Origin of the sequence: Roseiarcus sp., assembly GCF_052145395.1 — a bacterium.
Taxonomy (GTDB): domain Bacteria; phylum Pseudomonadota; class Alphaproteobacteria; order Rhizobiales; family Beijerinckiaceae; genus Roseiarcus.
This window is the reverse complement of sequence record NZ_JBKQOT010000683.1, coordinates 1-16,230: the sequence shown is the minus strand read 5'-3', so window position 1 is coordinate 16,230 and position 16,230 is coordinate 1. Positions and strand designations below refer to the sequence as shown.

15 protein-coding genes are annotated in these 16,230 nt (G+C 66.6%); 10 read left to right on the top strand and 5 right to left on the bottom strand.

What is annotated here, in order from left to right; genetic code table 11:
• Positions 1-57: 57 nt before the first annotated feature.
• The 4 genes from ACLP25_RS23390 to rhaM all read left to right on the top strand — a co-directional run bounded on the left by ACLP25_RS23390 (position 58) and on the right by rhaM (position 3,644).
• A complete protein-coding gene (locus ACLP25_RS23390) occupies positions 58-1,053 on the top strand; it encodes an ABC transporter permease (protein WP_442471529.1) in 996 nt (331 codons plus the stop codon).
• Positions 1,050-2,021 (top strand): ABC transporter permease, encoded by a 972-nt coding sequence (locus ACLP25_RS23385; RefSeq protein ID WP_442471528.1) that lies wholly within the window; start codon positions 1,050-1,052, stop codon positions 2,019-2,021. The genes ACLP25_RS23390 and ACLP25_RS23385 overlap by 4 nt, the downstream gene beginning before the upstream one ends.
• Positions 2,022-2,090: 69 nt before the next feature.
• Positions 2,091-3,194, top strand: coding sequence for an autoinducer 2 ABC transporter substrate-binding protein (locus ACLP25_RS23380; RefSeq protein ID WP_442471530.1), 1,104 nt, complete (start codon positions 2,091-2,093; stop codon positions 3,192-3,194).
• A gap of 135 nt (positions 3,195-3,329) precedes the next feature.
• On the top strand, positions 3,330-3,644 hold the full coding sequence (gene rhaM, locus ACLP25_RS23375; protein ID WP_442471527.1) for an L-rhamnose mutarotase: 315 nt from the start codon (positions 3,330-3,332) through the stop codon (positions 3,642-3,644).
• Between the two features lie 38 nt (positions 3,645-3,682).
• Here the strand turns inward: rhaM and ACLP25_RS23370 are convergent, their stop codons facing one another.
• Positions 3,683-5,245, bottom strand: a complete 1,563-nt coding sequence (locus tag ACLP25_RS23370; RefSeq protein ID WP_442471526.1) for a DHA2 family efflux MFS transporter permease subunit — start codon at positions 5,243-5,245, stop codon at positions 3,683-3,685.
• A 256-nt stretch (positions 5,246-5,501) separates the two neighbouring features.
• Here ACLP25_RS23370 and ACLP25_RS23365 point away from each other — a divergent pair, with 256 nt between their 5' ends.
• On the top strand, positions 5,502-5,648 hold the full coding sequence (locus tag ACLP25_RS23365) for a hypothetical protein (RefSeq protein ID WP_442471525.1): 147 nt from the start codon (positions 5,502-5,504) through the stop codon (positions 5,646-5,648).
• A gap of 202 nt (positions 5,649-5,850) precedes the next feature.
• On the top strand, positions 5,851-7,758 hold the full coding sequence (locus ACLP25_RS23360) for a PAS domain S-box protein (RefSeq protein WP_442471524.1): 1,908 nt from the start codon (positions 5,851-5,853) through the stop codon (positions 7,756-7,758).
• 6 nt (positions 7,759-7,764) lie between these two features.
• On the opposite strand, the gene ACLP25_RS23355 is transcribed toward ACLP25_RS23360, so the two are convergent.
• The 3 genes from ACLP25_RS23355 to ACLP25_RS23345 are packed head-to-tail and all read right to left on the bottom strand — an operon-like array spanning position 7,765 to position 10,203.
• Positions 7,765-8,751, bottom strand: a complete 987-nt coding sequence (locus ACLP25_RS23355) for a DUF1624 domain-containing protein (protein ID WP_442471523.1) — start codon at positions 8,749-8,751, stop codon at positions 7,765-7,767.
• Positions 8,748-9,626, bottom strand: a complete 879-nt coding sequence (gene dapF, locus ACLP25_RS23350; RefSeq protein ID WP_442471522.1) for a diaminopimelate epimerase — start codon at positions 9,624-9,626, stop codon at positions 8,748-8,750. Before dapF ends, ACLP25_RS23355 begins: the two co-directional genes overlap by 4 nt.
• 4 nt (positions 9,627-9,630) lie before the next feature.
• The gene (locus ACLP25_RS23345) at positions 9,631-10,203 is read right to left on the bottom strand and encodes a DUF721 domain-containing protein (protein WP_442471521.1); all 573 of its coding nucleotides are present in this window, start codon (positions 10,201-10,203) and stop codon (positions 9,631-9,633) included.
• On the opposite strand from ACLP25_RS23345, the gene ACLP25_RS23340 reads away from it, so the two are divergent.
• From ACLP25_RS23340 to ACLP25_RS23330, 3 genes are all read left to right on the top strand, one after another.
• Positions 10,192-11,295, top strand: coding sequence for an A/G-specific adenine glycosylase (locus tag ACLP25_RS23340; RefSeq protein WP_442471520.1), 1,104 nt, complete (start codon positions 10,192-10,194; stop codon positions 11,293-11,295). The genes ACLP25_RS23345 and ACLP25_RS23340 overlap by 12 nt on opposite strands.
• A 115-nt stretch (positions 11,296-11,410) precedes the next feature.
• Entirely contained in the window at positions 11,411-12,184 is a 774-nt protein-coding gene (locus ACLP25_RS23335) for a pyrimidine 5'-nucleotidase (RefSeq protein WP_442471519.1), read from the top strand.
• Positions 12,185-13,191: 1,007 nt separating this feature from the next.
• Entirely contained in the window at positions 13,192-14,235 is a 1,044-nt protein-coding gene (locus ACLP25_RS23330; RefSeq protein WP_442471518.1) for a cytochrome-c peroxidase, read from the top strand.
• Positions 14,236-14,351: 116 nt separating this feature from the next.
• Here the strand turns inward: ACLP25_RS23330 and ACLP25_RS23325 are convergent, their stop codons facing one another.
• Positions 14,352-14,720 carry an MAPEG family protein gene (locus ACLP25_RS23325; protein ID WP_442471517.1) on the bottom strand — a complete coding sequence of 123 codons (369 nt, stop codon included), beginning with the start codon at positions 14,718-14,720 and terminating at the stop codon, positions 14,352-14,354.
• 168 nt (positions 14,721-14,888) lie between these two features.
• On the opposite strand from ACLP25_RS23325, the gene ACLP25_RS23320 reads away from it, so the two are divergent.
• Positions 14,889-16,230 (top strand): DNA gyrase subunit A (locus ACLP25_RS23320; protein ID WP_442471516.1); only part of this gene is annotated, 1,342 nt, incomplete at its 3' end.

Genomic DNA, 16,230 nt, shown 5'->3' with positions numbered 1-16,230 from the left:
CTCGGAGGCGGTCGGCGCGGCGATGATGGGCTCCGACGCAACGATGGAGCGTGCAGCGTGAGCGCCATCCCGATCACGAGCGCGGCCGGTCCGCGCGGCGGCGTTCTCAGGCGGTTCGCCTCGCAGGAGGCGCTGCTCGCAGTCGCCGTGATCGGACTTGCGGTGATCGTCGGCTTCGTCAATCCGCGCTTTCTCGCCTATCGCAATCTGGCCGACATCCTGCTCGGCAACGCCTATATTGCGATCGCGGCGATCGGCATGTCGATGGTGATCGTCTCCGGCAACATCGACATCTCGGTCGGCGCGCTGATCGGCGTGCTCGCCACCGTCAGCGGCTCGCTCGCGGTCGCCGGCGCGCCGACGGCCGTGACTTGGCTCGCGCCGCTCGTCCTCGGCGTCGCGGTGATGGCGGCGCAAGGCGTGGTGGTCGCCTATCTGCGCATTCCCGCGATCGTGGTCACGCTCGGCATGCTGTCGATCCTCAAGGGCGGCCTCATCAGCGTCACCGGGGGCAAGTGGATCACCGACCTGCCGCAGAGCTTCCATCTCGCCGACCTCAATGTGCTCGGCGTCCCGATGCCGGTCGTGATCATGGTCGCAGCCACTGTGCTGGCGGCGCTCTGGATGCGCTATTCGCCGAGCGGCCGCGCGGTCTATGCGACCGGCGGCAATGCGGAAGCGGCGCGGCTCTGTGGCGTCAACCCGCAGCGTACTGTCGTGATGGTGTTCGCCATCCACGGGCTCTTCGCCGGGCTTGCGACGCTCGTCTATGCGACGCAGCTTCGCGTCATCCAATCGACTACGCCGTCCGGTCTCGAGCTCACCATCATCACCGCATCTGTGGTCGGCGGCGTGAGCATCCTCGGCGGCGTCGGAACTGTGGTCGGCTCGACGCTCGCCGCCATTCTGATCGCCGAGATCACCAGCGCTCTCGTCTTCATCAATGTCTCGCCCTACTGGACCGACGCCTTGCGCGGTGGGCTGATCCTCGTGACCGTCATCGCCGATATTCTCCGCCGCCAACGCCGCGCCGCACGGGGGTGGAAGAAATGAGCATCGCGACCGACACTGCCGCCCGCGGCGCCCCGTGGTGGCTTAAGCGTCATGAGACGCTGCTCGCGATCATCCTCATCCTTGCGCTGATCGGCCTCGGCGCCTTCAACAACCGCTTCCTCACGGTCGACAATCTGCTCAATCAGGGCCGGCTGATGACGGAGATCGGCCTGATCGCGCTGCCGATGACCTTCATCATCATCACCGGCGGAATCGACCTCTCGGTCGGGGCGACCGTCGGCCTTAGCGCAGTCATGCTCGGCTATTCGTGGAAGACGTTCGGCTTTCCGATGCCGCTCGCGATCGTCTTTGCGCTGTTCATCGGCGGCCTGGCGGGTTTCGTCAACGGCTTCGTGATCACCCGGATCAAGGTGCCCCCGCTCATCATGACGATCGCCACGCTCGCGCTCTACCGCGGCCTTGCGGAGGGGGTGAGCCAGGCGCATTCCGTTCGTGGATATCCCGAGTGGTTCTATGTCCTGGGCCAGGGCGACATTTTCGGCGTGCCGACGCAGCTCCTGATCCTGATCGTCCTGATCGTGATTGCGGGCGTCGCGCTCGACCGGACCACCTTCGGGCGCGCGCTCTACGCCATCGGCTCGAACGAGACCGCGGCGCGCTTTTCCGCGCTCAACGTCGATCGCACGAAGCTCATCATCTACACGCTCTCCGGTCTTGCCTCAGGGCTCGCGGCGGTGGTGCTCGTCTCGCGCGTCACGACCACGCGCATGGACATGGGGATGGGCTACGAGCTCGACGTGATCGCGGCGGTCGTGCTCGGCGGGACCAGCATCTTCGGCGGCTCCGGCACGATCTGGGGCACGGTGATCGGCCTGGTGATGATCCAGCTTTTGAAGAACGGGCTGGCGCTGACGGGGGTCAAGGGCGACGCGACCATCGTCGTCATAGGGGTGGCGCTCATTCTCTCGGTGCTGATCGCAAGCTCGCTCCAGCGCCGAAGGGAATGACGGCAAATATGTTCAGCCGCGTTTTGCGGCGAAGCAGGGAAGGAAGCGACAATGATAACGAAATATCTCATGACGACGGCGGCGGCGGCTTTCGCGCTGTCCGTCTGGGGCGCGGGCGCGAACGCGGCCAGCAAGTGGGACGGCGGCGACGATCTGCCGACGAGCCCGCTTGAATGCGGGACGGGCGCCGCCGCGGCGACTGCGCCGGTGAAATACGACGGCGGGCAGCCGACCAACCCGCCGAACAACGCCGGCAAGGAGATCACCATCGTCGATGTGCCGAAGCTGATCGGCATCGGCTACTTCAACGCGACGTCGAAGGGCATCCAGGACGCCGCCAAGGAGCTCGGCAACGTCAAGGCCAAGACCGACGGCCCGACCGAGGCCAAGATCGACGAGCAGATCAAGTTCATCGACAACTATATCACCAGCGGCGTGGACGGCATTTTGTTCGCCGCCAACGATCCCGTCGCGATCGCGCCGGTACTGAAAAAAGCGCTTTCCAAGGGCATCCACGTCGTCGGCTACGACGCCAACTCGACGCCCGACGCGCGCGAATGGTTCGTCAACCAGGCCCAGTTCAACGGCATCGGCAAGGCGATGATCGACTCGATGGCCAAGGAGAGCGGAGAGGACGCCAGCTTCGCCATCGTCACCTCGACCTTCACCACGCCAAACCAGGCGCGCTGGATCGCGGAGATGCAGGCCTATGCGGCCAAGTGCCATCCGAAGCTGCAGTGGCTCGAGACGGTCGAGGCGCAGGAGGACAACAACCTCTCCTTCAACCAGGCGACCACGCTCATCAACAAATACGGCGACAAGCTCAAGGGCCTGTTCGGCATGACCTCGGTCGCAACGCCGGCTTCCGCCGAAGCGGTGAGCAAGGCAGGCCTCTGCGGCAAGGTCGCAATCGTCGGCCTCGCCACGCCGAACGCGATGAAGCCCTACGTGCATAACGACTGCGTCAAGTCAGTGGTCCTGTGGAACCCGATCGATCTCGGCTATGCGGCGACCTACGTCCTGCGCGCCGCAGTGGACGGCAAGCTCAAGCCCGGCGACGCGTCGGTCGAGGGCGGCAAGCTCGGCAAGCTCAACGTGATCAACGGCAGCGAGGTCCTGCTTGGGCCGCCCTTCATCTTCACCAAGGACAACATCGACAAGTTCGACTTCTGATCGCGTACGAGTCCCCTCTCCCCGCGGAACGGGGAGAGGGTTGGGATAAGGGGCCACGCAAACGGTTGAACACCTGGCCCCCATCCCGGCGCTCGGAAGGGGGCGCGCGCGGAGAAGGGAAAGCCGAGGCTTACGATGCAGCGTCACGCCTTCAAGATGTTCCTTAATCCGGGCGCAGCGCACGAATACCGCCAGCGTCACGACGCGATCTGGCCGGAACTCAAAGCCCTGCTCAAGGAAAAGGGCGTCGTCAACTATTCGATCTTCCTCGACCCCGACACCAACACGCTGCTCGCCTATCTTGAGCGGCCCGAACATCACGGCATGGACGAGTTGCCGCTCGATCCCGTCATGCAGCGCTGGTGGGCGTCAATGAAGGACATCATGGCCGCGAACGCCGACGGCAGTCCGGTCACGTCGCCTTTGGTGGAAGTCTTCCATCTCGACTGATCGCGAGGCCGGCGCCCGCGCCCTGGCTTTCGCCGGCGTTACTCGATCGTTGCGTGATTTTCATCGAGCGTTTGCGACGCGGCGCCGGACGCAGGGGCGGCCCTGGGCACGTGGAACATGAGGATCAGCGGGAAGGCGATGAGAGAGAAATACGCCATGATGAGGAAGTCGTTGCAGTAGGCGATCGTCGCCGCCTGCTGAGTGACCAATCCGTCGAGCATGGCCAGGCCCTGCGCGCCGGACGAGGAGAAGCTTCCTGCGGCGTTGGGCAGCTTCATCGCATCGTTGAAGGGGGTCACGAACTCGGTGAGGTGGCTGTGGAAGATTGCGGTGTTGTTGACGAGATTGGCGATCATCAACGAGATGCCGATCGAAGAGCCGATGTTGCGAACCAGCGTCCACATCGCGGCGCCATAGGTGCGAAACTCCGCCGGCAGAGTCGAATAACCGACCGTCTGCAGGGGCACGAAGACGAGACCGAGCCCGGCGCCCTGCGTAACGCTGGTGACAACGATCAGGCTCCCTGGCGTCTCGGCGTTCCAGCCGGACATCTGCCACAGCGCGTAGGTCGCGATCGACCAGCCGACCAGCATCAACCCCCGCGGATCGACGCCATTGTTGAGCAGGCGGCCCACGAGCATCATGGAGCCGAGCGTGCCGATGCCGCGCGCGCCGAGCATGAAGCCGCTCGTCACCACCGGGTACCCCAGCAGGGTCTGAAGGAAGGGCGTCAACAGCGCCATTGTCGCAAGCAGGATGAGGCCGTTCAGGAACATCATTCCGTTGGCGAGGGCGAAGTTGCGGTCGCGGAACATTCTGAGCGGGATGAACGGGCGGCCGGTCGTCGCCGCCTCGGCGAAAAAGAAGTAGAATCCGACCACCGAAAGAATCGCCTCGACGACGATTTCGCCCGAATCGAACCAGCCGAGGTCCTGTCCGCGGTCCAGCATCAATTGGAGGGCGCCGACGCCGAGCGACAGGCTGAGAAAGCCGATCCATGAGAACGGCGTCCGAAAGGTCGGCGTCTCGCGCATGAGGAACGCGAGGCCGACTGCGGTCAGCACGCCAAACGGCAGGTTGACATAGAACACCCAGCGCCAGGAGTAGGAATCCGTCAGCCAGCCCCCGAGCGTCGGGCCCATGATGGGCCCGAGCATCACGCCCATGCCGAACGTCGCCATCGCCGACCCGCGTTTTTCCACGGGATAGATGTCGAGCATCACGGCCTGGGCGAGTGGCACGAGCCCGGCGCCGAACACGCCCTGCAACAGCCGAAAGCCGACCATCTGCCCGATCGTCTGGGCGATCCCGCACAGCATCGAAGCGAGCGTGAAGCCGGCGGCGGACATGACGAACAGCCTTTTGCGGCCGAACCGGTTCGCAGCCCAGCCTATCGGCCCGGTCATGATCGCCGAGGCGACGATGTAGGAGGTCAACACCCAGTTGATCTGATCCTGGGTCGTCGAGAGCGAGCCCTGCATGTAGGGCAGCGCGACGTTGGCGATGGTCGTATCGAGCGCCTGCATGACGACAGCCAGCATCACGCCGATCGTCAACAGCGTGCGACGCGTGGGGCTGTCATCGTTGAACGCGTCGGTCATCGCTTCTCGGGCGCGGGCGGCGCCACGGGGATGCGAGCCGCTCGAGCAGGTCCGCAAGGCGGCAGTCTAGAGCGCGCGCCAAACCGGTGTCGACGGACGGATTGTCGCGGTCGGACACCGTGACGCGGCCCATCGCCCGTGACGATGGGCCGCACCCGTTCGGCGCCGCGCGCCATGGATTTCCCGTGGCGGCCTCGCCTAGACTTCCGCGAAACTTCGTCGGGGACTTCAAACTCGAGCGCCGGGGGAGGGCGCGATGGCGCTGTCGCAGGACCTGTTCGACGCGATCGTGGACGGCAAAGCGCCGCTCGCGCGGCCGGTCGAGGAGGCGCTCGCGAAGGGCGCCGACCCGGTTGCGCTCATCACCGAAACCATGATTCCGGCGACGAGGTCGGTAAGCTAGCGGCTGCGATTGTCGCTTTCCGGAGCGGCGCATTGCAGCCCGGTCGGGTCGCCGTTGACCGGACCGCGCGCCGATCGGCGTCGTGGTCATCGCGGTGATGGGTCGTGGCGGAGCTAAACGTCCTTGTCAGCGCGCTCACCTCGGCGAGCGCCCGCATTCTGAACGCAATTCGCGACGCTCGGACAGTGATAAAGGTCGGCAGATGCGCAACGAAATCGACTTCAGTCTCACGGGGCGTCTGGACTCGTTTGTGGCGAACGCGCCGGACGCGGCCGCCATGTTCGATCGCGATATGCGCTACCTCGCGACGAGTCCGCGCTGGCTCAAGGACTATAACATCGAGGGGCCGATTATCGGCCGTAGCCACTACGATGTGTTTCCCGAAATTCCGGAGCGCTGGAGGGAGCTCCACAAGCGCGCGCTGGCCGGAGAGGCCTTTTCTCAAGAATGCGAGGCGTTCGAGCGCTCGGGCGGCGCGATCCAGTGGCTGAGGTGGCAAGTCATGCCCTGGCGCCTCCCGGAAGGCGGCGTTGGGGGGGTCGTGATCTTCACCCACGACGTCACCGAGATGAAAGCCACCCAGACCGCGCTCGCCGAGCGCGAGGCGCATTTGTGCTCGATCCTCGCCACGGTTCCCGAGGCAATGATCGGGATCGACGAGCAGGGTCTGGTGACGTTGTTCAGCGCGACGGCGACGTCATTGTTCGGGTATCGCCCGGAAGAGGTCGTCGGCCGCAATGTAAAGATGCTGATGCCCGAGCCTGACCGGTCCGAGCACGATGCTCACATCGCCAACTATCTCAGGACGGGGGAGGCCCACATCATCGGATTCAGCCGGCTGGCCCGGGCTGTCGCCAAAGACGGGACCGTCCTCCCGGTCGAGCTTTCCGTGGGCGAGGCGCGTGCGAACGGCCGGCGCATCTTCACCGCCTTCTTCCGCGATCTGACCAGCCGGCAGAAGGCGGAGGAGGAACTCCGGCAGTCCATGAAGATGGAGGCGGTTGGGCAGCTGACCGGCGGCATCGCGCATGACTTCAACAACCTCCTGATGGCGGTGATCGCAAATCTGGAGTTGCTCGTCCCACAACTCAGGGATCCCGACCAGCGCGAACTCGCGAGCGAGGCGCAGGGCGCCGCGCAGGACGGCGCCAAGCTCGCCGCGCAACTCCTCGCCTTCGGTCGACGCCAGCCGCTCAATCCCGAGCCGACCGACGTCGTTTCTCTGCTTGCGAATTTCGCCGGCCAACTGCGCCGGACGCTCGGCGAGGCCATCGAACTCAACCTCGTGACGCCTCCGTCGGCGAGCCTCACGGTCGTCGACTCCGAGCAACTGCAAAATGCCCTGCTCGACCTCGCGCTCAACGCGCGGGACGCGATGCCGCGCGGCGGGCGATTGACCGTCGAGGTCTCATCTGTCCGGCTCGACGCCGATTACGCCCAGATGTACCCGGAGGTCCGGACCGGCCGCTATATCCTGGTCACGGTCTCCGACACGGGGACGGGCATGTCGGGAGAGGTGCGCCGCCGCGCCTTCGAGCCCTTCTTCACCACCAAGCCGGCGGGGGCCGGCGCAGGGCTCGGCCTCAGCATGGTGTATGGATTCGTCAAGCAGTCCGGCGGCCACATCCAGATCTACAGCGAACCGCGACAAGGCACGAGCGTACGACTTTACCTCCCGGTCGTCGACGCCGCTGGGGAGGGGCGGGGCGCCGAGGCGCAGGCCTCGAATCTCCCGATGGGATCGGACGCGATTCTCGTCGTCGAGGACGATCCGCGCTTGCGACGCGTGCTCAGCCGGCGGCTGAGGAGCCTCGGCTACCAGGTCGTCGAGGCGGAGAACGGCCCGGCGGCTATGGCTCAGCTCATGGCCCGACCTGAGGTCGCGCTCGTCTTCACCGACATGACGATGCCAGGCGGCATGACGGGCCTCGAGCTTGCCGAGGCGGCGCTGGCGGTGAAGCCCGCCCTCAAGGTTCTCTTCACCTCGGGCTACGCCGAGCCGGCGATCGCTCGGCTCGGACTGAAGAAGGGCGCCTGGCTCAAGAAGCCGTACACCGCGGGCGAACTCGCTGCGAAGCTCCGCGAAGTTCTGGACAAGCCGGCCGGGTGAACGCGATCAGCGTCCCATACACGCGTCCGCCATGCGTTTGAGCTCGGCGCCGCGCTCGCCTTCGGCCGGGCCTTTGCCGAGTCTCGCGGCCTCGTCGGAGCGCTCGATCGCGTCCTTCACGCATTGGCAGCCGCTGTCGCACTCGTCGGCCGCGCGCCCTCTCGCGACGCAGGAACGGTTGCAGGCGGCGAGGAAGGCGGAATCGTCCAGCTTCGGCGGCGCCCAAGGCGCGACGAGGCCGGAGGCTGCGACGGTCCAGACGAGGGCGATCAAGATCGGTTGGTGCAGCAGGTAGACCGCAAGGCTGTGCCGTCCAGCGAAAGCGATCGCCCAAGCCGGCGCCGAGCGCGCTCGCCAGCGGCCTGGCCTCATTAGCCAGGGCAGGACGCCCGGCAGCCGGGCTGCGCCGAGACCGAGGAGCGTGACGCCCGCCCATGGCAGCAGCGGGCGCCAGTCGAGCGTGTTGGGCAGCGCCTCGCCGAGGCCAAGCCACAGGAGCGCCGGCGGGTCGAACGCCTTCGAGTGGACGAAAAACGGCAGAGCGATCGCCACCACGCCGGCGGCGAGGCTCGCTGCGGCCGGCGCTTCGATCAGGGGCAGAGCGATGAGGCTCGCCAGGGCGATGCAGTGGAGGATGCCGAACCCAATCGTCAGCCCCGGCGCGAAGAAAGAGCTTCCGATTGTCACGAGAGCGGCGGCGCCGACGATCAGCGCAAAACGCCTGCCGAAGGCGGAGAGGTTCAGCCGATCGCGATGGGCGAGCGCGAGCGACACCCCAACCAGCGCCAGAAACGCACTCGCGACGGTATGCGACAGGAGACGCATGGGCGGCGTGAACGGCAGGAGCGGAGAGACGACCCCGAAGTCGGCGAGGTCCCAGCTCAGGTGGAAGCTCGCCATGCCGATCAGCGCGACGCCGCGCGCGACGTCGACCGCGTCGACGCGCCCGCCGGGCTTCGGGGGATCGTCTACCGGCCCGTGGGCGGCGGTCACGCCGCGGCTTCGAATATGGCGTCGTCGAGGACGAACTCGCCCTCGAATTCGACCGGCCCGGTCATCTGCACGCGGTCGTCCGATTCGCGCCATTCGATAAGGAGTTCGCCGCCCGGCAGGCGGACGACGGCCCTGCGCGCGAGGAGCCCGAGGCGAACGCCGGAGACGACGGTCGCGCAGGCGGCCGAGCCGCACGCGAGCGTCAGGCCGACGCCGCGCTCCCACACGACGGCGGTCGCCGCGTCGGGCGCGTCGATATGGGCGAAGGTCACGTTGACCTTTTCCGGAAACGTCGGATGGACTTCGATCCGCGCGCCTGAGCCTGCCGCGTCGACGTCGGCGAGGTCGGGGACGAAGAACGCCGCATGCGGGTTGCCCATGTTGGCCGTCGCGGCCGGGCCGAGCGCCGCCAGCGGATCGCCCGGGGCCCAGGCGAGGTCCACCCGCCGCGTGTCCTCGACGGCGTGGGCGAGCGGGATGTCGCGCCAGCCGAGCCGCGGCGGCCCCATGTCGACCCGGTACGATGCGGACCCGACCCGTTCGCAGGCGATGACGCCCGCCTCCGTCTCGACCGCGAGCGAGGTCACGCGGAGCTCGCGGCTGAGGCGGTCGGCGACGCAGCGGGTCCCGTTGCCGCAGGCGCCGGCGAGGCTGCCGTCGTTGTTGTAGATGCGGACATAGGCGGCCGTCCCCGGCGTCCGGGGCGTGCTCAGCGTCATCATCTGGTCGTAGTCAAGTCCCGGCGCGCGGTGAATGGCGCGCGCTTCTTCCGCGCTCGGCGCGCCGGGCGCGCCGCGCAGGTCGAGGACGAGGATCTTGTTGCCCGCCCCGTTCATGCGCTGAATTCGCCGCCCCGCCAGGGTGCTTCCGCTCAAACCGTCACTCTCCCTTCGCGGCGCCCGCGCCGGAGAACCGGCGCGCCGACCGGTCGATCGCCCGCGCGCCGAGCCGCGTCAAGGCCTCGCGCAAGGCCTCGTCGCCGATTGCGGCGGCGGCCCGCCGCGCCTCCGCCTCCGCCGCCTCGCTCGGCGCCGGCGCGGCCCCCCGTTTCTCCTTTAGCGGCGGCAATGGTCCCTGGCGAAACGCGATCCGGTCGACGCAGCGCCAGCCGAGATGGGCGTTGACCCGCTCGACGATGATCGCCGCGTTGTGTTGCGCCTCCAGCGCGAAGGCGCCGTCCACCCTGAGCACCAGCGTGGCCGGGGCGACCGGCGCCTCGGGATCGCGCTTTGCCGGGCGCGGCGCCCATTGCAGCTGCAGCGGCCGGGCGTACCTGGCGACGCTGTCGCCGACGATCGCCGGCCAGTCGGCGATCAGGCTGGCCTCGCCGAGGCCGCGCGCCGCAAGCGCCTCGTTGATGACGCCGCGCAGGAGCTCATCGAGCGGCTTGGCGCCGCGCCGCTGAAAAGTCATGGTCGCACGAAGGAGCGAGTCTTTCGCATGAACCATCATTTAAGCTTGGCCGGGCTCGAGGAAAAGCGGGATGCGATCGTCGCACGGACCTTGCAATGGTGGGACGGCGCCCGACGCTCGCTCGCTTGGCGGGCAGAGCCCGGAGAAGCGCCGGACCCCTATCGGGTCTGGCTCTCGGAAGTGCTGCTCCAGCAGACGACAGTTCAGGCCGTGTCGCCCTACTACCGGGCGTTCATCGAGAAATGGCCGACCGTCGAGGATCTGGCCTCCGCGCCGATCGAGGCGGTGATCAGCGCCTTCGCCGGACTTGGCTATTATTCCCGCGCGCGGAATCTTCACGCCTGCGCCAGGGAGATCGCGAGGCGCGGGGGCCGGTTTCCGTCCGACGAGGCGGTCCTGCGGGCGCTTCCCGGCGTCGGCGCTTACACGGCTGCGGCAATCGCGGCGATCGCCTTCGATCGACAGGCGGCGCCGGTGGACGGCAACATCGCGCGCATTCTCGCCCGCCTCATGAGGCTCGAGACGCCGATCATGGAGTCTCGGAACGTGATCGCATCCGCGGCGAAGGCGCTTGCCCCCTCCCGCCGCGCCGGCGATTTTGCCCAGGCGCTGATGGACATTGGCGCAACCCTCTGCCGGCCACGGAACCCGGACTGCAGCGCGTGTCCACTGCGCCCGGACTGCGCCGCGTCGGGCTCCGGCGCGCCGGAAGCCTATCCGCGGAAAGGCGCGGCGAAGGCGAAGCCGCGGCGAATGGGAGCGGTCTTCTTCGCACACCGGAGGGACGGCGCGTTCCTTGCCCGGCGGCGACCGCCGAAGGGCCTGCTCGCCGCGACCGTCGAACTCCCGGGCACGCCGTGGACGGGCGACGGGCCGGGAGGGTCTTGGGCGGAAGGGGCGCCGATCGCGGCCCGCTGGCGACGGTTGCCCGGCGCCGTCGAGCAGGTCTTCACCCATTTCGCGCTAAGCCTTGAGGTCTACGCGGCGCCCTACGAGGGCGCGGCGCCGGACCATCACTTCTGGGTGGCGCAGGATGCGGTCCCCGAGGCCGGTTTCTCCAACGTCATGCGCAAGGCCGTCGCGCACGCGCTCGAGCGCGGTCGCGGCGGGCCGGCCGAGCCGCTGTCATAAAACCGTCGAGCCCGGCTGGTCTGGTGGCGCTTCTCCGGGCGCCGGCGGGTCGAATTCGCTTGAAAAGGCGACGCGATCGCCGATAGCCTGACTCTCCCGACCGTATGGAGACACCTTGGGCAAGCTCGGCGCCGTTCCCGCCGTTCAAGACGCTTTTTCCCCGGAGGCCCGACCGGCCCCTTGCGGAGATCTGCGGGCGCAGTTTGAACATGTCTCGACCTGGGTGTTCGATCTCGACAACACGCTCTATCCGTCCGACAGCGGCCTGTGGCCGCTGATCGATGAACGCATCACGCTGTTCCTGATCGATCTCTTCGGGCTCGACGGTCAGTCCGCCCGGGCGCTGCACCAGCATTACTATCTGCGCCATGGCACGACGCTCAGGGGTCTCGTCGAGGAGAACATCGACGAGGCGGAGCGGTTTCTGGAATTCGTCCACGACATCGACCGCTCCGCGCTGAAGCCGAACCCTGCGCTCGCCCGCGAGGTCGGCCGGCTCCCAGGGCGCAAGCTCATTTTCACCAACGGCTCCCGCAATCACGCGATTTTGACCGCGCGCCAGCTTGGGCTCGACGGCCTGTTCGAGGACGCCTTCGACATCATGGCGGCGGGTCTGACGCCGAAGCCCGCAGAAGCCGCGTATGCGGCCTTCTTCGAGCGCTACCGGCTCGACCCGCGGTCGGCGGCGATGTTCGAGGATGTGGTCAAGAACCTCGCCGTTCCGAGGGCGCGCGGCATGACGACGGTCCTGGTCACGCCAAAGCCGGGACAGAGCGACCACCGCCAGCCCCACGACCGCACGAGCGCTGAGGCCGCAGCGAGCCTTGCCGACATCGTGACCGACGACCTCGGCGGCTTTCTCGAGCGCCTCAACGATCAGTTGGCGTAGCGGCGGGCGGGGGCGGCCTTGCGGGGGGCGAGGTGTCCTTGCTCGGGCGATTTCATGTCATTATAATACGCGACTGTAACGTTAAAACGTTAGAAATTTGGATTTCCTCGGGGCTCCGCAGGGCGAGGCGCCGGCTCCGCGAATCCGGGGTTTTGGATGGTTGGATTTTCTTGGAATTCCTTGGATTCTCTCGACCGAAACGAGCCTTTTCAAAGGGTTGCGCGCGAGCCCGCGGCGAATTTTTTGCATCGTGCGGCCCGTCCCCGCGCAAACGGCCCGCGTCCCCTCCAGGACCGACCTCGATCCGCTTGCGCTTGCGGCTCGTCTGATCTCGCATCAGGGATCATGCCGGAATTTCAGATTTTTCGCAATCAAATGTCGCTCTAGGGGTTCAAATCCGGCACCCGGACGTCCGCAGCTCACCGAGGCCCGGACTCGACCCGCAGCGGCCATTGCTGGGTGATGTAAAAACCAAGCCTGTAAATCGCTGATTTTGAGAGATGGCATGCAAACGGGAAAGCCCCTAGCCCGACTTTCTCAACTGGGGAGGCGAGCGGGCGGAAAGGGTCGTGGAATCAAGGCGGGGCGGTCGAAGGTCTCCACTACATGGCGGGATGCGACTGCTGAGCCCGTGGGGCAGGAGCGGTGGTTCGCGGTGGGCGGGCGGCGGCAGGGTGAGCCCGAGTTGCCGAAGGAAGTGCTCCAGTAGCAGTGCTGCTCGCTTCCGTCATTGAAACGTCGATTCGGGCGCAAAGACATGGCAAGCCGAGTCTACGCCAAAGAGGCCTTCTGAAAAGACACTTGGTCTCCACTACACGCGATTTTCAAAGCCCGTCGTTGAACCGACTCGCTTTTTGCTCCCTCTCAGCCCCAAAGATCGCCGGCTACCTGCTCCAGTTGAGAAAGTCGGGCTAACGTCCGGCGCCGGCGTCTGAAACGCGTCACGCGAAGCTGGGGCGACGTTTTCGCGTGGGCGGGCCCGACGTAGGTCTGAGGAGAGAAAATTTATGCGCGAATTACTGGGAGGGGCGCTGGCAGCGGTCCTGGCGCTTGCAGCGGCGCCGGCGTCGGCCGACGATCTGATGACGAAGGCGCAACAGAACTTCAAGCCGATCCCCTCGATGGTCCCGGCGGTGAAGGACAACGCCGTCACCCATGAGAAGATCGAACTCGGCAAGCTGCTGTTCTTCGATCCGCGGCTGTCCGCGAGCGAGATCATCAGTTGCAACACCTGCCACAACCTTGGCACCGGCGGCGTCGACGCCGGCCCGACCTCGGTCGGCCATGGCTGGCAGAAGGGTCCGCGCCGCGCGCCGACCGTCTACAACGCCGTGTTCAACGTCGCCCAGTTCTGGGACGGCCGGGCGGCCGACCTCAAGGCAAAGGCGAAGGGCCCTGTGCAGGCGAGCGTCGAGATGAACGCCACACCCGATCACGTCGTGAAGGTCCTGACCTCGATGCCGGAGTATGTCGACCTGTTCAAGAAGGCCTTCCCGAACGAGCCCGCGCCTGTCACCTTCGACAATTTCGCCAAGGCGGTCGAAGCCTTCGAGGCGACCCTGATCACCCCGGCCTCAAAATTCGACCAGTATCTCGAAGGCAACGCCAACGCACTCAACGAGCAGGAGAAGGCGGGTCTCGCCCTGTTCGTCGAGAAGGGGTGCGTCGCATGCCACAACGGCGTCAACGTCGGCGGTCAGGGGTACTTCCCGTTCGGCGTCGTCGAGAACCCGGGCGCCGAAGTGCTGCCCGCGACGGACAAGGGGCGATTCAACGTCAGCAGGACGGCGAGCGACGAATACGTGTTCCGCGCTGCTCCGCTTCGCAACGTCGCCCTGCGCGCGCCCTATTTCCATTCCGGCCAAGTCTGGAGCCTCAAACAGGCGGTCGGCGTGATGGGGGCGTCGCAACTCGGCGCTAAGCTCACCGACAAGGAGGAGGACGACATCGTCGCCTTCCTCGGAACGCTGACGGGCGAGTTGCCGGACGTTACGTATCCGGTGTTGCCGGTCAGGACCGACGCGACGCCGCAGCCGTCGCTGGCGAAGTAGGCGTTTTGAGGGCGCGCCGCCACACCCCTTAAGCGCGCCCGATTCGCTCGAGCATCCCCCCCTTTGCTGGGGCGTAAAAGACCCCTCTCCCGTACCCCGGGCGAGGGGTCTTGTTTTTAGCGGAACACCGGCGAGACGAAGATCGCCACCGCAACGAGTTGCGCCAGACCGAACGCCGCCGACCGCAGAGGTTGACGGCCGCCGATGTAGGCAGCCATGTGTCCGATGCGCAGCAGGACGTAGACGACGGCGAGGACGTCCGCGATCCGGCTCGGGCCGCTAATCATGTGCGCGACGATCACGGCGGCGGCAAACGACGGAAACGTCTCGAGACCGTTGAGGTGGGCGCCGTAGGCGCGGACCGATTGCCCGGCGAGATCGCCGAGGTGGGTGCGCGGCTGGTTCGGGTCGAGGCCCTTGACGAACCCGAACGCGACATAGGGCAATATCGCGGCGATCAGAATGCACCAGATGGCGATGGTCATCGATAACGTCTCCCAGCCGCGACTTCCCAGCGGCCAGGACGATCATCGGCGCCAATTGCGACGCCCTGTCAACGACGTTGACGGCCGATCGCGCCCGACGCCGTCGATGCGGTTCCGTCGCGCTCCGAAATCGGCTAGACGCTAGCCGAAGCGAACCGAGGCAGAGAATTGAGCGACACCCGCGACGACAGACCCGGCCCCGAAGAGCCGGCCGACATCAAACCCGTCTCGATCCTCGATGAAATGAAGCGCAGCTACCTCGATTACGCGATGAGCGTGATCGTGAGCCGCGCCCTGCCCGACGTCCGCGACGGCCTCAAGCCCGTCCATCGCCGCATCCTCTACGCGATGTCCGAGCTGAACTTCACGCCGGACCGCCCCTACAACAAGTCCTCGCGCACCGTCGGCGACACGATGGGCAAGTACCATCCGCACGGCGATCTCGCGATCTACGACGCGCTCGTGCGCATGGCGCAGGACTTCTCGATGCGGGTCCCGCTCATCGACGGGCAGGGCAATTTCGGCTCGGTCGACGGCGACCCGCCGGCGGCCTCCCGATACACCGAGGCGAGGCTCGATCGTTCCGCGCTGGCGCTGCTCGAGGATCTCGACAAGGACACCGTCGACTTCAAGCCGAACTACGACGAGAAGGAGGAGGAGCCGGTCGTCCTGCCGGCGCGCTTCCCCAACCTTCTGGTCAACGGCGCGGGCGGCATCGCCGTCGGCATGGCGACCAACATCCCGCCGCACAATCTCGGAGAGACCATCGACGCGCTGCTCGCGATGATGGAGAAGCCGGACATCACGCTCGACGAGTTGATCGAGCATCTGCCAGGCCCCGACTTTCCGACCGGCGGAACGATTCTCGGCCGCTCCGGAATCCGGGCGGCCTACGCGACCGGGCGCGGCTCGATCATCATGCGCGCCAAGGTCTCGGTCGAAGAGCTGCGCAAGGGCAAGGACCGCGAGGCGCTGATCGTCAGCGAGATCCCCTACCAGGTCAACAAGGCGACACTGATCGAGAAGATCGCGGAGCTCGTACGCGAAAAGCGCGTCGAGGGCATCTCGGACCTGCGCGACGAGTCCGATCGAGACGGGATGCGGATCGTCATCGAGCTCAAGCGCGACGCGGTCGCCGAGGTCGTCCTCAACCAGCTCTGGCGCTTTACCGCGATGCAGTCGAGCTTCGGCTGCAACATGATCGCGCTGAACGGCGGCCGGCCCGAAATGATGACGCTCAGCGACATGCTGCGCGCCTTCCTCGACTTCCGCGAAGACGTCGTCACCCGCCGCACCAAATATCTCCTCGCCAAGGCGCGCGACGGCGCCCACATCCAGGTCGGCCTCGCCATCGCGGTCGCCAACATCGACGAGGTGATCCGGCTGATCCGCGCCAGCGCCGACGGCGCCGCCGCGCGCGTCGCGTTGATGGAACGCGAATGGCCGGCAGCCGACGTTATCTCGCTCCTGGCGCTGATCGAGGACGAGCGGAACGTCATCAGCGCGAACG